General features: G+C 60.8%; 14 protein-coding genes, 1 pseudogene and 1 riboswitch. Of the genes and pseudogenes, 4 read left to right on the forward strand and 11 right to left on the reverse strand.

The window, feature by feature from the left end; all coding sequences use genetic code 11:
- Window positions 1–10 precede the first annotated feature (10 nt).
- The 7 genes from thiH to aerA all read right to left on the reverse strand — a co-directional run bounded on the left by thiH (window position 11) and on the right by aerA (window position 8,685).
- Window positions 11–1,147, reverse strand: a complete 1,137-nt coding sequence (thiH, locus tag PG900_RS10965; protein WP_442866157.1) for a 2-iminoacetate synthase ThiH — start codon at window positions 1,145–1,147, stop codon at window positions 11–13.
- A 110-nt stretch (window positions 1,148–1,257) separates the two neighbouring features.
- A complete protein-coding gene (locus PG900_RS10970; RefSeq protein ID WP_024945667.1) occupies window positions 1,258–2,025 on the reverse strand; it encodes a thiazole synthase in 768 nt (255 codons plus the stop codon).
- Window positions 2,026–2,110: 85 nt separating this feature from the next.
- Entirely contained in the window at window positions 2,111–2,317 is a 207-nt protein-coding gene (gene thiS / locus PG900_RS10975) for a sulfur carrier protein ThiS (RefSeq protein ID WP_029304448.1), read from the reverse strand.
- Window positions 2,314–3,090, reverse strand: a complete 777-nt coding sequence (locus PG900_RS10980; protein WP_270831464.1) for a HesA/MoeB/ThiF family protein — start codon at window positions 3,088–3,090, stop codon at window positions 2,314–2,316. Before PG900_RS10980 ends, thiS begins: the two co-directional genes overlap by 4 nt.
- The gene (thiE, locus tag PG900_RS10985) at window positions 3,080–4,720 is read right to left on the reverse strand and encodes a thiamine phosphate synthase (protein WP_270831465.1); all 1,641 of its coding nucleotides are present in this window, start codon (window positions 4,718–4,720) and stop codon (window positions 3,080–3,082) included. The genes PG900_RS10980 and thiE overlap by 11 nt, the downstream gene beginning before the upstream one ends.
- Window positions 4,717–6,708, reverse strand: a complete 1,992-nt coding sequence (gene thiC / locus PG900_RS10990; RefSeq protein WP_270831466.1) for a phosphomethylpyrimidine synthase ThiC — start codon at window positions 6,706–6,708, stop codon at window positions 4,717–4,719. Before thiC ends, thiE begins: the two co-directional genes overlap by 4 nt.
- 276 nt (window positions 6,709–6,984) lie before the next feature.
- Window positions 6,985–7,098: riboswitch (TPP riboswitch) on the reverse strand.
- A 105-nt stretch (window positions 7,099–7,203) separates the two neighbouring features.
- Window positions 7,204–8,685, reverse strand: coding sequence for a beta-barrel pore-forming toxin aerolysin (gene aerA, locus PG900_RS10995; RefSeq protein WP_011704412.1), 1,482 nt, complete (start codon window positions 8,683–8,685; stop codon window positions 7,204–7,206).
- Between the two features lie 594 nt (window positions 8,686–9,279).
- On the opposite strand from aerA, the gene PG900_RS11000 reads away from it, so the two are divergent.
- A protein-coding gene (locus tag PG900_RS11000) for an IS5 family transposase (RefSeq protein WP_270831467.1) occupies window positions 9,280–10,133 on the forward strand; the annotation gives its coding sequence in 2 pieces (ribosomal slippage) (window positions 9,280–9,628 and window positions 9,628–10,133; 855 coding nt in all).
- Window positions 10,134–10,150: 17 nt separating this feature from the next.
- On the opposite strand, the pseudogene PG900_RS11005 reads toward PG900_RS11000, so the two are convergent.
- Window positions 10,151–11,036: pseudogene (locus PG900_RS11005) on the reverse strand (IS481 family transposase).
- A 248-nt stretch (window positions 11,037–11,284) separates the two neighbouring features.
- On the opposite strand from PG900_RS11005, the gene PG900_RS11010 reads away from it, so the two are divergent.
- The gene (locus PG900_RS11010) at window positions 11,285–12,817 is read left to right on the forward strand and encodes an aryl-sulfate sulfotransferase (protein ID WP_270801563.1); all 1,533 of its coding nucleotides are present in this window, start codon (window positions 11,285–11,287) and stop codon (window positions 12,815–12,817) included.
- Between the two features lie 32 nt (window positions 12,818–12,849).
- Here the strand turns inward: PG900_RS11010 and PG900_RS11015 are convergent, their stop codons facing one another.
- Both PG900_RS11015 and PG900_RS11020 read right to left on the reverse strand, forming a co-directional pair.
- Entirely contained in the window at window positions 12,850–13,323 is a 474-nt protein-coding gene (locus tag PG900_RS11015) for a hypothetical protein (RefSeq protein ID WP_270831468.1), read from the reverse strand.
- An 85-nt stretch (window positions 13,324–13,408) separates the two neighbouring features.
- A complete protein-coding gene (locus PG900_RS11020) occupies window positions 13,409–13,825 on the reverse strand; it encodes a hypothetical protein (RefSeq protein ID WP_039212931.1) in 417 nt (138 codons plus the stop codon).
- 90 nt (window positions 13,826–13,915) lie between these two features.
- On the opposite strand from PG900_RS11020, the gene PG900_RS11025 reads away from it, so the two are divergent.
- Both PG900_RS11025 and PG900_RS11030 read left to right on the forward strand, forming a co-directional pair.
- Window positions 13,916–14,584: a response regulator transcription factor gene (locus tag PG900_RS11025; protein WP_010635346.1), complete on the forward strand. Its 669-nt coding sequence runs from the start codon at window positions 13,916–13,918 to the stop codon at window positions 14,582–14,584.
- 43 nt (window positions 14,585–14,627) lie between these two features.
- Entirely contained in the window at window positions 14,628–15,839 is a 1,212-nt protein-coding gene (locus tag PG900_RS11030) for a sensor histidine kinase (RefSeq protein ID WP_168967909.1), read from the forward strand.
- A gap of 73 nt (window positions 15,840–15,912) precedes the next feature.
- On the opposite strand, the gene brnQ is transcribed toward PG900_RS11030, so the two are convergent.
- Window positions 15,913–17,247, reverse strand: a complete 1,335-nt coding sequence (gene brnQ, locus PG900_RS11035; RefSeq protein ID WP_270831469.1) for a branched-chain amino acid transport system II carrier protein — start codon at window positions 17,245–17,247, stop codon at window positions 15,913–15,915.
- Between the last annotated feature and the right edge of the window lie 365 nt (window positions 17,248–17,612).

The following is a 17,612-nucleotide window of genomic DNA, read 5'->3' on the forward strand; positions in this document are numbered from 1 at the left end:
GTGGCCGCCCCTATCGGCCCAAAAACGGTTCCCAGTCCTTGAACACCGGCTGCAACCCTGCCTGCCGCACGGCGGCAGCCACTTCCCCTACCGGGCGGTCGTCGTGGATAGCGAACTGCTCCAGCTCCTCGGCATCCCCCTCGGCATAGCCCCCCGGCTGGGTACGCGACTCGGCCGACATCTGGGTGATACCAAGGCGCACCGCGCCGTTGCGAAACATGGCCGACTCGCGGGTAGAGAGCGACAAGTCCAGCGTGGGCGAGAAGAGGCGCCAGGCGCAGATCAGCTGGGCCAGCTGGCGATCCGACATGACCACGGCAGGCTCCAGCCCGCCGGTGCAGGGGCGCAGGCGCGGGAAGGAGAGCGAGTAGCGGCTCTGCCAGTGGTGGCGCTCCAGCCAGGCGAGATGCTCGGCGACAAAGTAGCTGTCGGCGCGCCAGTCCGAGGAGAGACCGATCAGCGCCCCCAGACCTATCTTGTCGATACCGGCGCGGCCGAGCCGATCCGGTGTGGCGAGGCGCCACGCGATGTCCCGCTTGTTGCCGCGCAGATGGTGGCGGGCGTAGGTGGGGGCGTGGTAGGTCTCCTGATAGACCATGACGGCGTCTAGGCCGAGGCTCTTCAGCTCGGCATATTCGTCCTGAGAGAGGGGCTGCACCTCCATCCCCACCGTGCTGAAGTGACGGCGGATGATGGGCATAACCTCGCGAAAATAGGCGAGCCCCACCTTGTGCTCGTGCTCGCCGGTCACCAGCAGCACGCTGTCAAAACCACGCGCCTTGATGGCGAGACACTCGCGTTCTATTTCTTCTGCATTCAAGGTCTTGCGCTTGAGGCGGTTGCTCATGGAGAAGCCGCAGTAGGTGCAGTCGTTGGCGCACAGATTCGACAAATAGAGCGGCACATAGAAGCCGATGGTGTTGCCAAAGCGCTGGCGGGTCAGCCGCTCGGCCTCGGCCGCCATCTGTGGCAGGTACGCTTCGGCGGCAGGGGAGATCAGCGCCATAAAATCGGCCAGGGTGCGGCGCGGGGCACTCAGGGCGCGTGCCACATCGGCGGCGGTCTTGGCACGGATCTGCATGCCGATATCGTCCCACTCCAGCTCCTGCCAGCGATCGAGAAAGGAGGGGGCTGTTTCTGATTCTATTGCCCCCTGAGCCCTCACCCCCAGCCCCTCTCCCAGAGGGAGAGGGGGGCAAACCTCTGGCTGCGCTTGGGACAAGGGGGAGATGTTCATGGTCGCCCCTATTTCATGACTCATAACGCCCCCAGAAAATCGGTAAGCGGGCTGGAGGCTTGGGCCTGCAGGGCGCGGGCGCCAAGACCAGCTTCATAGGCGCTGCGACCGGCGGTGCAGGCCAGCGCAAAGGCGCGGCCCATGGCAACCGGGTCGCCGCTGACGGCGATGGCGGTGTTGACCAGCACGGCATCGGCACCCAGCTCAAAGGCGGCGGCGGCGTGGCTCGGCGCACCGATCCCCGCATCCACCACCACAGGCACATTGGCCTGCTCGACGATGATGGAGAGAAACTCCCGGGTCACCAGCCCCTGATTGGAACCGATAGGTGCCCCGAGCGGCATCACGGCGGCGCAGCCCACCTCTTCCAATCGCTTGCAGAGCACGGGGTCGGCGCCGCAGTAGGGCAGCACCACAAAGCCCTCTTTCACCAGCTGCTCGGCAGCTTTCAGCGTCTCGATGGGATCGGGCAGCAGATAGCGCGGGTCGGGGTGGATCTCCAGTTTGAGCCAGTTCGTCCCCAGCGCCTCGCGGGCGAGATGGGCAGCAAATACCGCCTCGGCGGCGGTCTTGGCGCCGGAGGTGTTGGGCAGCAGCTTGACCCCGAGTTGCAGCAAGGGGCTCAGGATATCGTCATGGGCCTTGCCCGGTTCAAGCCGCTTGATGGCCATGGTGACCAGCTGGGAGCCGCTCGCCTCGATGGCGGCGGCCATCAGATCCGGGCGGGCAAACTTGCCGGTGCCGGTAAAGAGGCGCGAAGAGAAGGTGTGATCGGCAATCTTGAGCATGTCAGCCTCCGGCCACTGCGATAAGAAGAGATGAGGCCCCGCCACAAGGCAGAGCGCTCGAAGATGGGACTGCGAGCATCATGGGTCAGCCTCCGGCAATGGCGGTAAAGAGGTGAAGTTCGTCCCCGTCATTGAGACGGGTCTCGGCCCAGCGGCCACGGGGCAGCACGGCGCCGTTAAGGGCCACCGCCACCCCTTGGGGATTGACCCCCTCCGCGGCCAGCAGGTCGGCCACGCTCTGCCCTGCCGCCAGCGGCTGGGCTTTATCGTTGAGTCGAATGGTCAAGGTCATGGGGTGATTTCCTTATCGTGTGTCGGGCATCGGCGCTGCCCGCAAACCAGGCAATCGGGATCGGGGGCCAGCGTGAGGGTCTGCCACTGATGGGTCAAAGCATCGAAGCGGCGCAATGTGCCAGCGACCGGGCTTGGCATCCCGAGCAGCAGTTTCAGTGCCTCCAGCGCCTGCAAGGAGCCCATCACCCCGACCAGCGGGCCGGTGACGCCACTGGTCTCGCAGCTCTGGGAGAGCTTGGTATCCAGCGGATAGAGGCAGGCGTAACAGGCGTGCTCCGAGCTGGTACGCGCCATCAGCTGCCCCTGCCAACCCACCGCAGCGGCGGAGATCCAGGGCTTGTCCTGCCCCACGCAGGCGGCGTTGATGGCCTGGCGGGTGGCGAGGTTGTCGCAGCAGTCGATCACCAGATCCACCTCGGCCACAAACTCCGGCAGGCTGGCAGCATCGAGCCGCTGGTTGATGGCAATCAGCTCCACCAGCGGGTTGTGGGCCGCCAAGCGCTCGCGGGCCAGCTCCGCCTTGGAGTGATTGACGGCCTCGCTATCGAACAGGATCTGGCGCGGCAGATTGCTGGAATCCACCGTGTCGCCATCGGCCAGCCACAAGGTGCCCACCCCGGCCCCGGCCAGATAGAGGGCGAGCGGCGAGCCGAGCCCACCCAGGCCCACGATCAGCACCGATTTATCTTTCAGCCGTGCCTGACCCGCCTCCCCCACTTCCGCCAGCATCAGCTGGCGGCCGTATCGCAAATACTCAGCATCAGAGAGCATGAGTCGCCTCCTGCAAGTCGGTCATGAGCTGTGCCGAGTGCGGCTCATCCCCCACTCCCACGGCCGCGAGCAGCCGCTCGGCCGCCCCCTGCCAGTCGTCGCTGGCAGTGATGGCCGAGACCAGCGCAATGCTGCCGACCCCGCTCCCCTTGACCGCCGCCACCCGCTCCTCGCTGATGCCGCCGATGGCCACCGTCGGCCAATCGCACATCAGGGCGCGGTAGCGATGCAGCCGCACCAGCCCCTGCGGGCGCGAAGGCATCGCCTTGGTGTTGGTCGGGAAGATATGGCCCAGCGCGATATAGGAGGGGGCCAGCTCGCGGGCCCGCATCAGCTCGAAGTAGCCGTGGGTGGAGATGCCAAGGCGCAGCCCAGCCGCCTGAATGGCGGCGAGATCGGCCGTCTCCATATCCTCCTGCCCCAGATGCACGCCCCAGGCACCCGCCTCGATGGCCTGCTGCCAGTAGTCGTTGATAAAAAGCCGCGCCCCATGACGGCGACCGAGCGCTACCGCATCACGAATGGCCGATGTCGCCTGAGCGGCAGGCAGATTCTTGATCCGCAGCTGGATAGTCTTGACCCCCTGCCCCAGCAGGCGGCGCAGCCACTTGACCGAATCCACCACCGGATAGAGGCCGAGGTTGTGTTCGGTCGGCGCGAAGGGGCCATTCGGCAGGCGGGCACTGCTTGTTTCATAAAGTCCGAAACGGCGATCGAGCGTTGAACCCGCCAATACGGCGCGGGGGAAGTGGGCAAGATCGGCGGGCCAGCCAAGATGGGCGATGGGGCCCGGGCCTGCCCCCACCCCTTGCGCCGCCGCCAACCCCTGTTGCAGGTAGGCACGCGCCAGGGTGATGGCGTCCTCCACCGGATAATCCTGCGCCACCACGGCGGCGATGGCGCTGGCGTAGCAGCAGCCGGTGCCGTGGCCGTGGCGGGTATTCAGGCGCGGCGCTGCCAGCCAGAACTCTCGCTGCTCATCCTGGTAGTAGTCGAGGCAGAGATCGCCACTCCACTCCAGATGCCCGCCCTTCACCAGCACGGCGCGAGCGCCGAGTTCGCGCAGCCGCCGGGCAGCGAGGCGCACCAGCTCGGGGCTGCTGACCGGTAAGCCGGTCAGGGCTTCCAGCTCGGGGCCGTTGGGGGTGATTAAGGAGAGGCGCGGCAACAGCTGCTCGCGCACCGCCGCCAGCATATTGGGCTCCGCCATCGGGGTGCCGGTGCTGGCGATGGCCACCGGGTCGTAGACCACGAAGGGGGCCGGGTCGTAGACCACGAAGGGGGCCGGGGTGGCCGCCAGTCGGCGGGCCAGCACCTCCACATGGAGCCGGGTCGGCAGCAGGCCGATCTTGATGGCGGCAGGCGGCAGATCGACGCCGAGGGCGTCGATCTGGGCGGTGAAGGTCTGCATCAGCACAGGGTCGACCATCTTCACCGCCACCGAGTTCTGGGCGGTGATGGCGGAGATGACCGAGCAGCCGTGCACGCCAAGGTCGTGCAATGTGTGCAAGTCGGCCTGAATACCGGCGCCGCCGCCGGAGTCGGAGCCGGCGATGGTCCAGACCACAGGGCGAGAGTCCGTCACGGGCGACAGGTCGGCGGGGCTGACAGCCCCGCTTGCGCTGCTCACGCCTCCTCCCCTGCAGCCTGTTTCAGCGCCGCCGCCTGATGGTAAATCTCGCCGCCGGTCTCCTTGAAGGTCTCTGCCATGCGAGCCATGCCGCTCTCCACCTGAGCCACCACCTGCTCCTGCTGGCCATCCATGCCGACCAGCTTGATCTCCACGGCCTCCAGCTTGGCGGCGTAGTCACGCACGTCCTGGGTGATCTTCATGGAGCAGAACTTGGGGCCGCACATGGAGCAGAAGTGGGCCACCTTGCCGGACTCCTGCGGCAGGGTCTCGTCGTGGTAGGCACGGGCGGTGTCGGGATCCAGCGCCAGGTTGAACTGATCCTCCCAGCGGAACTCGAAACGCGCCTTGGACATGGCGTTGTCGCGGATCTGGGCGCCCGGATGGCCCTTGGCCAGATCGGCGGCGTGAGCGGCGATCTTGTAGGTAATCAGCCCCTGCTTCACGTCTTCCTTGTTGGGCAGCCCCAGATGCTCCTTGGGGGTGACGTAGCAGAGCATGGCGCAGCCGTACCAGCCGATGAGCGCCGCACCGATGCCGGAGGTGAAGTGATCGTAACCCGGCGCGATATCGGTGGTGAGCGGGCCCAGCGTATAGAAGGGCGCCTCGTGGCAATGCTCCAGCTGCTCGGTCATGTTGCGCTCGATCATGTGCATCGGCACATGACCCGGCCCCTCTATCATCACCTGCACATCGTACTCCCAGGCGATTTTGGTGAGCTCGCCCAGGGTGCGCAGCTCGGCGAACTGGGCCTCGTCGTTGGCGTCATAGACGGAGCCCGGGCGCAGACCATCGCCCAGCGACAGCGCCACGTCATAGGCGGCACAGATCTCGCAGATCTCGCGAAAGTGCTGGTAGAGGAAGTTCTCCTTGTGATGTGACAGGCACCACTTGGCCATGATGCTGCCGCCGCGCGAAACGATGCCGGTGAGGCGCTTGGCGGTCATCGGCACGAAGCGCAGCAAGACACCGGCATGGATGGTGAAGTAGTCCACCCCCTGCTCGGCCTGCTCCAGCAGGGTGTCGCGGAACAGCTCCCAGGTGAGGTCTTCGGCGATGCCGTTGGTCTTCTCCAGCGCCTGATAGATGGGCACGGTACCGATGGGCACCGGGCTGTTGCGCAGGATCCACTCGCGGGTCTCGTGAATGTAGCGGCCGGTGGAGAGATCCATGACGGTGTCGGCGCCCCAGCGGGTGGACCAGACCAGCTTTTCGACCTCCTCCTCAATGCTGGAGGTGACCGCCGAGTTGCCGATGTTGGCGTTGATCTTCACCAGAAAATTGCGGCCGATGATCATCGGCTCCGCTTCCGGGTGGTTGATGTTGCTGGGGATGATGGCGCGACCAGCGGCCACCTCATCGCGCACAAATTCGGGGGTGATGTTCTGGGGCAAACGGGCACCAAAATCGCGGCCCGGATGCTGGGTGCGCAAGAGTTCCGAGCGCACCCGCTCGCGCCCCATGTTCTCGCGAATGGCGATAAATTCCATCTCGGGAGTGACGATGCCGGCGCGGGCGTAGTGGAGCTGGGTGACCCGGCGGCCCGGCTTGGCACGGCGTGGCTTGGGCAGATGCTCGAAGCGCAGATGATCCAGCCCCTCATCGGCCAGCCGCTCCTGAGTGAAGGTGGAGCTGAGCCCCGGCAGTTCGTCGGTATCATCGCGCTCCAGCACCCAGTTCTCCCGCAGGCGCGGCAGACCGCGGCGCACGTCGATGGCGACCCCCTCCTCCCCGTAACGGCCCGAGGTGTCGTAGACCGGCACCGGCTCGTTGGGCTCGAACCGGGGATCTTCCTTGGTGCCGCCGACAAAGGTGTCGGCCAGCTGGATCTCCCGCAGGGGGACCCGGATATCGGCGCGGGAGCCCTCGATAAAGATGCGGCGGGAGTTGGGGTGAGCCATCCCCTTGAGGTTGTCGATAAAAGTCTGGGCGCTGGAGCGCTGCTCGCGGCGGCTGGATTTGGTGGTATCAGAAACATTGGTAGACATAGCAAAACTCACATTAACTGGTTGAAGTTATGGGTGTTTGCTTGTCTGGAGTTCGAGGAGAAGATGAACTTGCGGCGGGGTGTACTCGGGGAGTGAGTCGGGCATGGATCTTCCCGGCTCTGTCATCCCGGTGTTTCCCTAGTCTGGAAACCCGGCGCCCTATGGACAACCGGACGGGACAGCCTCCCCCTCTATGCGCCTGAACCATCGCGGGCGAAACCCTTGATGGGTGGGGCCCTGCTCCTGCTGAGCGAGGGTTTGCCCCGGCGCGGTAACCCGCAAGTTACCCTTGTTTCCCTTCGCAGGTCTTAACCTGATCAGGTTCCACGGATCCCGAATTAACGGTCTCAGCTTAGCGTCGTTCGACGGTCAGCACTCCGACAAGATGGCGCCAGTATAAGTGGGGAAATGGAAAGTACAAGCCTTTAACAAGCCTGACCAGTACAAACAACAACCGGGCCAGAGGCCCGGTTCTATTACCACAACACGCAGTCGTTATTGATTGGCAGCTGGCGTCACGCTCAGGCTGACGTTGCTGAAGCCAAGCCCGGAGAGCTCTTGCGCATCGAGCGGGATCTCCAGCCTCAGACCCTGCCCAGCGCCATCCACGCTGCGGGTACGACGCACCTTGCTGTCTGCCGCGAGCGGCACCGGAGCACCGATCTCGATGTTGCCGGCAAACTGGCTCTCGGCACTGAAATCGCCGGTGATCCCCGCCCGCACCGGGCGCAGCACTCTGGCCAGGTTGTTCTGCATGGTAGACAGGCCGTTCTGCTGGATGGTCCAGTTCCAGTCCCACCACTTCACTTCACCCGGGATGTAACGCTTGTCCCACTGGTAACGAATGCTGCTCGCCTTGTCCTTGTACGGCCCGATGACGAAGGTGTGGTTCCAGTTTGGGCGGTTGTCCGGATGGGTATACCAGGCATTGCCGCCCCAGCGCAGGAAGCCGCTCAGAGTCAGGTCATAGCTGACATCGGCCTTGAATTCATAGGGATAGGAGATGTCAGCCTTGTAGAGCTCGATCTTCACCGGGATCTTGGAGCGGGCCGGCACCGTCGGCCGCACGGATTGCGACAGGGAGGTGGTGGTAGAGCCCCCGTTCTGGGATGCCCAGGACTGGTTGGCCGCAATCTCGATGGAGAGTTCGGTTTCCCCTACCAGTGGCCACTTGAACTTGTTCTTGGTGGTCACCTTCTCGCTCAGGCCATAGGTGTTGGTCTTGGACCAGTTGGTGGCGGTATCGTAACGCAGGGTGACATCATAGCCGGATTGCGGGGTGTCGCTGTCGTTGATCGCCCAGCCCACCACCGTCTTGACCAGCTGGCGATCAGACTGGGTCACGTCACCATGTTTGAAGCTGTCAGGATCCAGGTTGTACGCAAAATTGCTGACCTTGATGGCCGTCTTCTCGCCACAACGATACCCCTCGCAACCGCCGTCATTGTTGCCACGGATCACCCAGCCATCACCATCACGGGTCACGTCCATGTCTTCACCGACATATTGGCTGTGATTGCCACCCACCCAGGCATAACCGAGATAATGTGCCAGATAGCTGGTTGGCTTGATGAAATTCGCGCTGTCGTGAACCAGTCGCCACTGCACGTCCACCTCGTCACCGTCTGGAATATCCAGGGCAGACAGCGTTGGTATTTCACCGGTAACAGGATTGGTCGGATAACACCAGGTATTGGACGCTGTCCCTGGTTTTATTTCACCGTTATAACCCGGCCCCATTATTACCCAGCCATTGGCCAGACCGCTTATTTGCCACTGCCCCATCATATTGACAATATTGCTTTTAACGCTCTGGGCTTCCTCTCGAGTAATAGGGCGATACTTGTCGCCACAGACCTCCTGGCCCAGTGAGAACAGGCGCAGCTGGTCTGGATAGACGGGTTCTGCCGCGTGAGCCTGTGCCATCAGCAGGCCAGATATGATCAATGACAAGCCAGTTATTTTTAGTTTTTGCATAGCAACCCCAATATATTGAACATTGACATACATTCACCAGCGCTTATATATCAGCAGGTGACATGTGAGTACGACAATATCAGTCGCATTGGCTTCAATATGCGATCCAGACCACATTTCAATGCATGTATAATATTAATAAAATAATAAACTGATGATTTCCAACATTAACAAAAATAATATCAGAGTGTTCACTCTACTATTTCATTAGTCATTTATTCATCCCCATGAATATACGTAAAAATGATATTCCTAAATTAGGAATATCGATACAATGGTATTATACGGAGTGATCCTTATTCCAGTTCATCCTTCGGATTGGCGATCAGGGCACGACCACCCGACCTGCTTCCTCACGCCTGAGAGCCAACTCGGTTACAGATCGGTGGGATATGTCGGCAAACAGCTCTTGAGTGCAGATGATACGGAGAGGATCGAGATCTTCTGCGTCACCGGTCCCACCACTCTGGCCTGCCACCAATGTAACGGTTCAGGTTTTCCGGATTGACGCTCTCAGCCCGGTGTCGCTAGGCTGTGTTCTTAAAGTGATGAAGATCTAATCTCACATCTTCTCAACAGTTTAAGATCTATGCAGTGTCCCGTCGTTACCAGTTGACCGATGCACAATGGGGACTTATCGAGCCCCTTTTTCCATACCACCACATAAGCGGACGTCCTACTCGCGAGCCACGACAAGTGCTCGATGGCATTCTCTGGATACTCCACACCGGTGCGCCTTGGCGAGATCTGCCAGTACGTTTCGGCCCATGGAGTTCGGTCTACAACACCTTTCGACGTTGGCAGAGTACAGGTCACATCGATGCCATCCTTGAAGCGCTGCAACTGCATCTCAATGAAGAAGGGTTTATCGACTTCGACCTGTGGTGTATTGACGGCTCCAATGTCAGGGCATCCAAAGAAGCTGCCGGAGCGCGTAAAAAAAAACTCCTGTGAATCAAGCGCTTGGTCGCTCGCGTGGAGGTTTTGGCAGCAAAATTCACTTGGTCACGGATGGTAATGGTTTACCGCTGGGGTTCTGCCTTTCAGCGGGGCAATCAGCGGAAATCAGATATGCGACAAGTGCGTTGGCCATGGCAAGGATACCGACCTCATCAGGCAGTTATCGCACGCGTCCAGCGCATCTTGCCGCAGATAAGGCCTATAGCAGCAGGACTTTGCGGGCCGAACTTCGTCGCAGAAGGATAAAAGCAGTCATTCCGCAGCGCAGCGACCAGCAGCGGCGCCATAAGGGACGTCCACTGGTATTAGACAAAGCTCGTTATCGCCGGCGAAATGTGGTCGAGCGGTGCTTCGGATGGCTGAAGAAGTTTCGCCGATTCTCAACGAGATATGAAAAGCTGGCGGGAAGTTTTGCTGCTTTTATCAAGCTGGCTTTCTGCCTTCGTTACTTACGGGAACTATTGGTAGACAGAAAACCAGCATTTTGAGAACACAGCCTAGACAGCTAGCTGTGTAAACCCACCAGATTGAAGACGACTAATGGGGGGGGCTGGTAGCCCAGACGGGCATGAGGGCGATGCCAGTTGTACTCATGCAGCCACGGTTGTAAGTGTTCTGCCCGTTGCACTGATAAGTCATAACTCCGGGCATAGGCCTATTCACGTAACACAGTCTGAATGAACCGCTCTGCTTTGCCATTCGTTTGGGGTGTGTAAGGTTTGGTGCGCAGGTGCTTGAGTCCCAAGCGACGACACAACTTCTGGAAGCGTGTCGACCGATAACAGGTGCCATTGTCAGTGAGTAGCCGACTGAAACGAATACCGAGCCCGGCGTAATAGCGAAGTGCTTGTAATAGCGCCAGGCAGGCACTGCGCACCGTCTCATCAGGATACAGGGCGCTGAATGCCACACGGGAGTGGTCATCCACCGCCACATCCGCATACTCCCATTCCGCCCCCGGAGAGTCCTAGCGGCGGTCACCGGTCACCCGTCACCCGATGGCCGGGACGATGGAAACGCCCCAACTTTTTGATGTCTAGATGCAACAAGTCTCCCGGTTTCTCATATTCATAGCGTTGTACTGGAGGGGCAGGCTCCAGATTAGCCAGTCGATTCAGGCCTATTCGTTGCAAGATACGCGCGACTGAACTGTGCCCTATGCCTAGAGATTGGCTGATGTGCCGATAGGTCTGTCGCTGTTTGCGCAGTTCGATAATCCTCTGTTGGCGCAGGTCATCAATGGCATGGGGGTAGGATGCGGGTTGAGAAGAGCGATTGTACAGGCCATCGGGCCCCTCCTGGCGATATCGAATGAGCCACTTGTAAGCGGTGCGGGTACTGACGCCGGCAGCGTGAGCGGCCTCTTCTACGCGCAGGCCCTGTTCAAGGATACGCTGGACAAGAAGCTATCGACCAAAGACGGTTAATCGGGCATTTTTATGGTTGTTCACTGGGGCACCTCGGATGATTGGTTTGGTTGGCGCCTCCAATTTTCCGGGAATACCCCGAGTGAACAACCTACAGAGAGATCACAGTTAGCTCTCCGACAAGATAGGCATGCATGTTAGGCCCACTTTCCAGCCCAACCATGAATTCTTCACTACAATGAAAGCAGTTCATTAACACAAGGATGATGTTTATGATGATGAAGAACGTATTTCTGTTAAGCCTCGTCTGCACCGGACTATATGGTTGCAATGGTAGTGGTGGTGACAGCAGTAAAACACTGGCGGAACAACTTGATTATGATCCAACGACACAAGTCATCGAAGATGATATTCATGCTTCCGTGTTTATCTCCGCCTTGGATCTGACAGGCCTGGATACAAGTAAAATAAAAAACATCTCGTTTAATATAAAAACAAAAGAGGGTAATCATGCCAAGTCGGTCTCCGCAACCTATGACTGGAACTACCTGTCAAACAACAGTCTATATGACACGACAAGTAACAGGATACAAATCCCTATATTTGGTCTTTATAGCAACTACCTCAATGAACTGACAATCAACATACAATTCACTGATAACAGTACCTACTCATTTAATAAGACAATCGCAACGGCAGCCTATGTAGACAGCATAGGAATTTATGACGACGTAGGTATCAGCATCAAGCCGAGTGCAACACCGACCTATAGCTACTTTTATCTAAAGGGGTCAAAAAAATCTCCCATCATCATGGATATAGATGGTGAGGTCCGTTGGGATGCAGACATAAACAGAGCTTCAGGATCATCTGTTTTTTTGAACAATACCTTCCTGACTGGCAGTACAAAAAACAAAGCCGTCGATACATTATCCCTCTATGGAAAAATGGATTCATTTACTGTTGATGGAACGGCCATGGGTAGTGATGCCTATTTCCACCATAATATTGATCAAGGAAAAACAGGTGTGTTGATTGAGCTGGATGGCACGACCAGCGGAGCATTGAAAATAGAGTCGTTTTTAAGTGAAATAGACAACAAGGGCAGAATAATCAAAGAATGGGATCTGGGGAAAATATTTTCTGAGTACATGTTGCAAGAGGGAGACGACCCCAGCAACTTTGTCAGAGACGGCGTGGACTGGTTCCACATGAATGCGGCTACCTATGACCCGGCCGATGATACTTTGGTGATCTCCAGCAGGGAGAATTTTATCGTCAAACTGGACTACACCACCGGCAAACTGATCTGGTTGCTGGGAGACGAGACCAAACACTGGTACTCCTACCCTTCCCTGCAAAAGCTTGCGCTGTCACTCTCCTCCGGGCAGACCCCGATAGGACAGCATGCCGTCTCCATGACCAAAGATGGCAAGCTGATGCTGTTCAACAATGGCCGCAGAAGTTTCAACAACCCTGCCGGGACACCGGCTGGCATAGACCTGGCCACCAGCCAGACGGCCATCTTTGCGATCGACAATCAGAATAAAACGGCTCAGGTAACCTGGAGTTTTGACGATGGAATTTACTCCGACATCTGTTCCAGCATTTACGAAGACAAGCTGGCTGCCCAAGGCGATTTTCTCATCAACTATGCGGCAGCCGACAACCGAACCAGGGTTGTCATTCAGGGGATCAACAAGGACAAACAGAAACTGTTCGAGTTTACCTATCCGAGTCCGACTCCCTGCGCCACCTCCTGGAACGCCATCCAGATCCCTCTCGAAAACATCCATTTTCAATAAACAGCAGAGCAGCGCCCCCGTGGCGCTGCTTTTTATTCATCTTCCGGATTGGCAATCAGGATCTCGGTCAGGCAGCCCTGCTCATTACGACTGAGCACCAGCTTGCGGCCCGGTTGCAGGTCGGCCGGGCTGCCGTTCAGCCAGCGGGTATCGTCATCGAAGGCCAGCATGCCGAGCCCCTGCAGCCGCAGGGCGCGGCCCGTGACCGCCAGCAGGGAGGCTTCGGCCCGGCGCCACTGGCTGGTCGGCAAGAATACGGCGATGGCGTCGGCCATGCCGATCCGCTCGGCGACTCCGTCACGACTGAGGATGGCCAGACGCATGCCGGGTCTGAGCTCATCGCTGCCTGCCATCCCGCTCAGCGCGGCGTTGCCGAGTTCGAGTTCGGCGCCCTGAAACTGCAGGCGCAGGCCATCGTTGTGTTCCAGCTCCACCAGCCAGAGCTCGCCATCGGCGGCCAGAGCGCAGAGCGGCAGTGTCAGCAGCAGCAGGGAAGTACGTGTCATAGCAAAGGGCCCATGGTCAAACCGTACGAGGTTTAACTATGGACCCAGCTGTACCATTTTTCCGTCAGCACCACGCCGGCCTGACTCAGTCATCCTCGCGGCAGCGGCTCAGGCGCATGCCGTCAAACTTGCACTCCAGCTCCAGCCAGCGTCCTTCGAACGGGGCCAAGCTGTCGTCCGAGGTGACATAACCCCAGATCCGCCCCTGCTCCACCGGCCCTTCCAGATCCATCTCGTCATCCTCCTCCAGCTTCTCGACCTCCCGAATAAGCCGCAGCTCGCCCTCGACCACCCCTTCCAGGTCGACCCAGGTACCGCCAAGATCATCCTCACTCAGCCCGTCCTTGAAGCGGGTCTGTTCGTCGAGCACAAAGGGGATGCCGTTGACCATCAGCTGGCCCAGCTGCCAGGTGGTGCGGCCGGTCAATTTGAACTCCGCCGACTGCGCAGCGCCGAGTGGCAGCAAGATCAGCAGCAGGAGAGTGCAGAGAGACTTCTTCATCGGGGATCCTCGGGGTTACACTGCCACACAGGATGCCTTATCCGGTGTGAGATGACCGTGAAATGCCGGTCAAGACCAGGAGATCAAAGCATGAAAATACTGGTGGTGGAAGACAATCCCCAGGTGGCGGAAACCATCATGGATTATCTGGAGCTGGCGGGCCACCGGCTGGACTGCGCCTATCACGGCCAGGCGGCTCTGCAGTTGCTGGCCGAGCAGCGCTTCGACGTCATCATCATGGACGTCATGATGCCGCGCCTCGACGGCCTCAGCACGGTGGCCCGCCTGCGGGAGCAGGGGATCCCGACCCCAGTGCTGTTTCTCACCGCCCGCGACAGCCTGGACGACAAGCTGGCAGGCTTCAAGGCCGGCGGCGACGACTATCTGGTCAAGCCGTTCGCCATGGAGGAGCTGGAAGTGCGGCTGCAGGCGCTGGCCCTGCGCGGCCCGCGCAGCGACATGGGGGCGCTGTGCGTGGGCGAGCTGACCCTGGATCCCGCCAGCGGCCGCGCCACCCGGGCCGGGGTCGAACTCAAGCTCGGCAAGATCCCGTTCCAGATCCTCACCCTGCTGGCCCGCCGGGCCCCGGCGCTGGTCACTCGCCAGGAGGTGCTCGACACCGTCTGGGGCGACGAGGAGCCCGACTCCGACGCCCTGCGCAGCCACATCTATGCCCTGCGCAACGCCCTCGACAAGCCCTTCCCCGCTCCCATGCTGGAAACCCTGCACGGCCAGGGCTATCGGCTGGTGACCCCATGATGAGCCGCCAGCGCTGCCTGAACCTGCCTGCCGGGAGGCCGTCATGAGCCTGCCCAGCCTGCGCCGTCGCCTGATCCTCACCCTGAGCGGCGCCGGCCTGCTGCTGCTGGTTATCATCAGCCTGCTGATGGTGGTGGCCGAGGACAAGATGGAGGAGCTCAGCCTGCGCCACTGGCTGGAGGCCGAGGTGACCCGCTACAGCGACGACTGGCTGCGGCTCGGCATGGCGGCCCCTGCCCCCAGCCCGCGCCAGTTTTCCAGCTACTGGACCGAGGCCGGCCGCCTGCCGGTCTGGCTCAAGCCCTATCAGAGCCCGGGCTTCTACGAACACGTGCTGGGGGACGAGGACAAGCACTTCCTGGTGCGGCCCCACCCGTCCGGTGAGGGGCTGCTCTACCTGGTGTTCAACGACGACGCCGATGACTACCTGGATCCCTACGAGGATCAGCTGCACCTGGCGACCCGGCTGATCGGGCTGGCCCTGCTGCTCGGCTGCATCGGCTTCGGCATCTGGCTGGTGCGCCACATCACCCGGCCGCTGCAGCGGCTGCAGCAGCGGGTCGCCCACCTCACCCCGGATCAGGCGGACTTCGTGCCCGACGCCCCCTGGCAGGAGCTCAGGGACATCGAGCTGGCGCTGCTGGCCGGCAAGCAGGAGGTGGCCGCCGTGTTTGCCCGCGAGCAGGAGTTCAGCCGCTTCGCCAGCCACGAGCTGCGCACCCCCAACATGGTGATCCAGGGCTCGGCCGCCCTGCTCGGCAAGGTGAGCGATCTGCCCGCGCCCGCCGCCCGTGCCACCACCCGCATCCGCGCCGCCGCCGACGAGATGGCGCTGCTCACCGAAACCTTTCTGCTGCTGGGCCGCAAGGAGCCGGTGGAGCGCCCGCCCCAGCAGGTGGCGCCGCTCATTCGCCAGGAGCTGGCCCGCCTCGCCCCGCTGCTGCAGCGGGAGGAGCTGGATATCCGGTTGCAGCTGGACGATGAGAGCGAGGCGCTGGCCCCCCTCTCCCTGCTCGCCATTGCGCTCGGCAACCTGCTGAAGAATGCCCTCAGCTACGCCGAGGGGCACATCGACATCGAGCTGGCCGGCCCCGTGCTCACCATCAGCAACCCCACCGCCGCCGCGCCAGACCAGATCCTCGGCTATGGCTGTGGCCTCACCATCATCCAGCGCATCTGCGAGAAGCTGGGCTGGCAGATAGAGACCCGGCTGGAGGACGGCATCTTCAGCGCCAGACTGGCGATGCGGGAGTAAAACAACAAGGCGCCCGAGGGCGCCTTGTTCGTTGTTTCCGCCACCAAAACCGGCCAAGAGGCCGGTTTTGCATTCAGGCCGCGCTCTTGCTGACAGACGCCACCTGTGGACGACCCTGCTGGCGATCCCAGAGGGCCGCCAGCAGCAGGGCACACAGCGAGGGCGGCAGCCAGGCCAGCCCCTGCTCGTTCAAGGGCAGGGCGAGGCTCCAGCCAGGCAGCAGGCCGGCCAGGGCCGAGGCCTTGAGCCCGTCGATCAGGCCGAACAACAGGCTGATCAGCATGACAGACCCCACCCCCCGGGTGCCGTTGCCCCACCAGCGCAGGGTGAAGCTCAGCACCACCAACACGATGCAGGGGGGATAGATGGCGGTCAGCACCGGCACCGAGAGCTGGATCAGGTGGCTCAGCCCCAGGTTCGAAACCAGCATGGAGAAGCCGCCCAGCAGCAACACCAGGGTGCGGTAGGAGAGCGGCAGGTACTGGGCGAAGAACTCGGCGCAGGCACAGGTCAGGCCGACGGCCGTCACCAGACAGGCGATGAAGATGAGCAGTGCCAGGAAGCCGCTGCCCATGCTGCCAAAGGTGTGCTGGACGTAGGCGTGCAGGATCTCGGCGCCATTCTGGGCGTGGGGCACCAGTTCACCGCTCACCGAGCCCAAGCGGAACAGGCTGAGGTAGACCAGCGTCAAGCCCATCCCGGCGATAAGGCCGGCCAGTACGGTATAACGGGTCAGCAACTTGGCGCTGCTCACCCCGCGCGAGCGGGCCGCATTGACGATGACGATGCCAAACACCATGGCTCCCAGGGTGTCCATGGTGAGGTATCCATTGACGAAACCGTTGGAGAAAGGCTGATGCTGGTAGCTTTCGACGGCAGGGATAGCAGAACCGGCAGGCCACAGCAGAACCGCGAGACCCAGCGCCGCCAGCGCCAGGATCTTGATCGGCGCCAGCACGTGGCCCACGGTGTCGAGCAGCCGACCCGGATAGAGGGAGATGCCGATCACCAGGCTGAAGTAGACCAGGCTGTAGATCAGCAGGGCCGAACCATCGTCTCCAAACAGCGGCGCCAGCCCCACCTCGTAGGAGACGGTCGCCGTACGTGGGGTGGCAAACAGCGGCCCCACGGCCAGATAGCAGACGGTGGCCAGCAGCAGCCCGGCCTTGCGGCCGATGGGCGCACTCAGGGCATCCACACCGCCCCCGACCTTGGCCAGCGCGACCACAGTGAGCACTGGCAAGCCGACTGCCGTCAGCAGGAAGCCGGCGGCGGCGCCCCACACCTGCTCGCCGGCCTGCAACCCCACCATGGGCGGGAAGATGATGTTACCGGCACCGACGAAGAGCGCGAAGGTCATGAAGCCCAACGCGACTATGTCTCTGGATGTTAATTTTTGGTTATTCATGCTGCGTAATCTGCCTATGACAATGTCAAATCATGACGGAAGTCGGCACGAATGGTTTATTCGTGCAAAAAATCCGCAGATAGTTTTATTAAATTTTTATGTTTCGCGACCTGCGAAGGGCGACAAGTAGAGCGTTTGTGCCAACTGGAGGCAAGTGCGGCACGGCAATCCAGTCACTTCATCCAGAAAATAATTAAGCAATGGTGTTTGATATTGGTGTGGTGCAATTTTGCAACAGATGATAACGCCGCAGCCAGCGTCATTTGTTACCTGTCTTGCCGTTCGCTGCATCCGCAGGTTCAAGTCTCCTGCTGACCACACGCCCAGCCGAGCGATCAGCCCAAAAACAACAGGGCGCCCGAAGG

It is taken from the genome of Aeromonas sp. QDB03 (assembly GCF_027707985.1).
GTDB lineage: Bacteria > Pseudomonadota > Gammaproteobacteria > Enterobacterales > Aeromonadaceae > Aeromonas > Aeromonas hydrophila.

Bases quoted from the DNA above. Each gene is read 5' to 3' on its own strand.
- aerA (WP_011704412.1), bottom strand. From the start codon at position 8,685: ATGCAAAAACTAAAAATAACTGGCTTGTCATTGATCATATCTGGCCTG.
- PG900_RS10970 (WP_024945667.1), bottom strand. From the start codon at position 2,025: ATGCTCAAGATTGCCGATCACACCTTCTCTTCGCGCCTCTTTACCGGC.
- brnQ (WP_270831469.1), bottom strand. From the start codon at position 17,247: ATGAATAACCAAAAATTAACATCCAGAGACATAGTCGCGTTGGGCTTC.
- PG900_RS11030 (WP_168967909.1), top strand. From the start codon at position 14,628: ATGAGCCTGCCCAGCCTGCGCCGTCGCCTGATCCTCACCCTGAGCGGC.
- PG900_RS10980 (WP_270831464.1), bottom strand. From the start codon at position 3,090: ATGCTCTCTGATGCTGAGTATTTGCGATACGGCCGCCAGCTGATGCTG.
- thiS (WP_029304448.1), bottom strand. From the start codon at position 2,317: ATGACCTTGACCATTCGACTCAACGATAAAGCCCAGCCGCTGGCGGCA.
- thiC (WP_270831466.1), bottom strand. From the start codon at position 6,708: ATGTCTACCAATGTTTCTGATACCACCAAATCCAGCCGCCGCGAGCAG.
- PG900_RS11015 (WP_270831468.1), bottom strand. From the start codon at position 13,323: ATGACACGTACTTCCCTGCTGCTGCTGACACTGCCGCTCTGCGCTCTG.
- PG900_RS11010 (WP_270801563.1), top strand. From the start codon at position 11,285: ATGATGATGAAGAACGTATTTCTGTTAAGCCTCGTCTGCACCGGACTA.
- PG900_RS11025 (WP_010635346.1), top strand. From the start codon at position 13,916: ATGAAAATACTGGTGGTGGAAGACAATCCCCAGGTGGCGGAAACCATC.
- PG900_RS11020 (WP_039212931.1), bottom strand. From the start codon at position 13,825: ATGAAGAAGTCTCTCTGCACTCTCCTGCTGCTGATCTTGCTGCCACTC.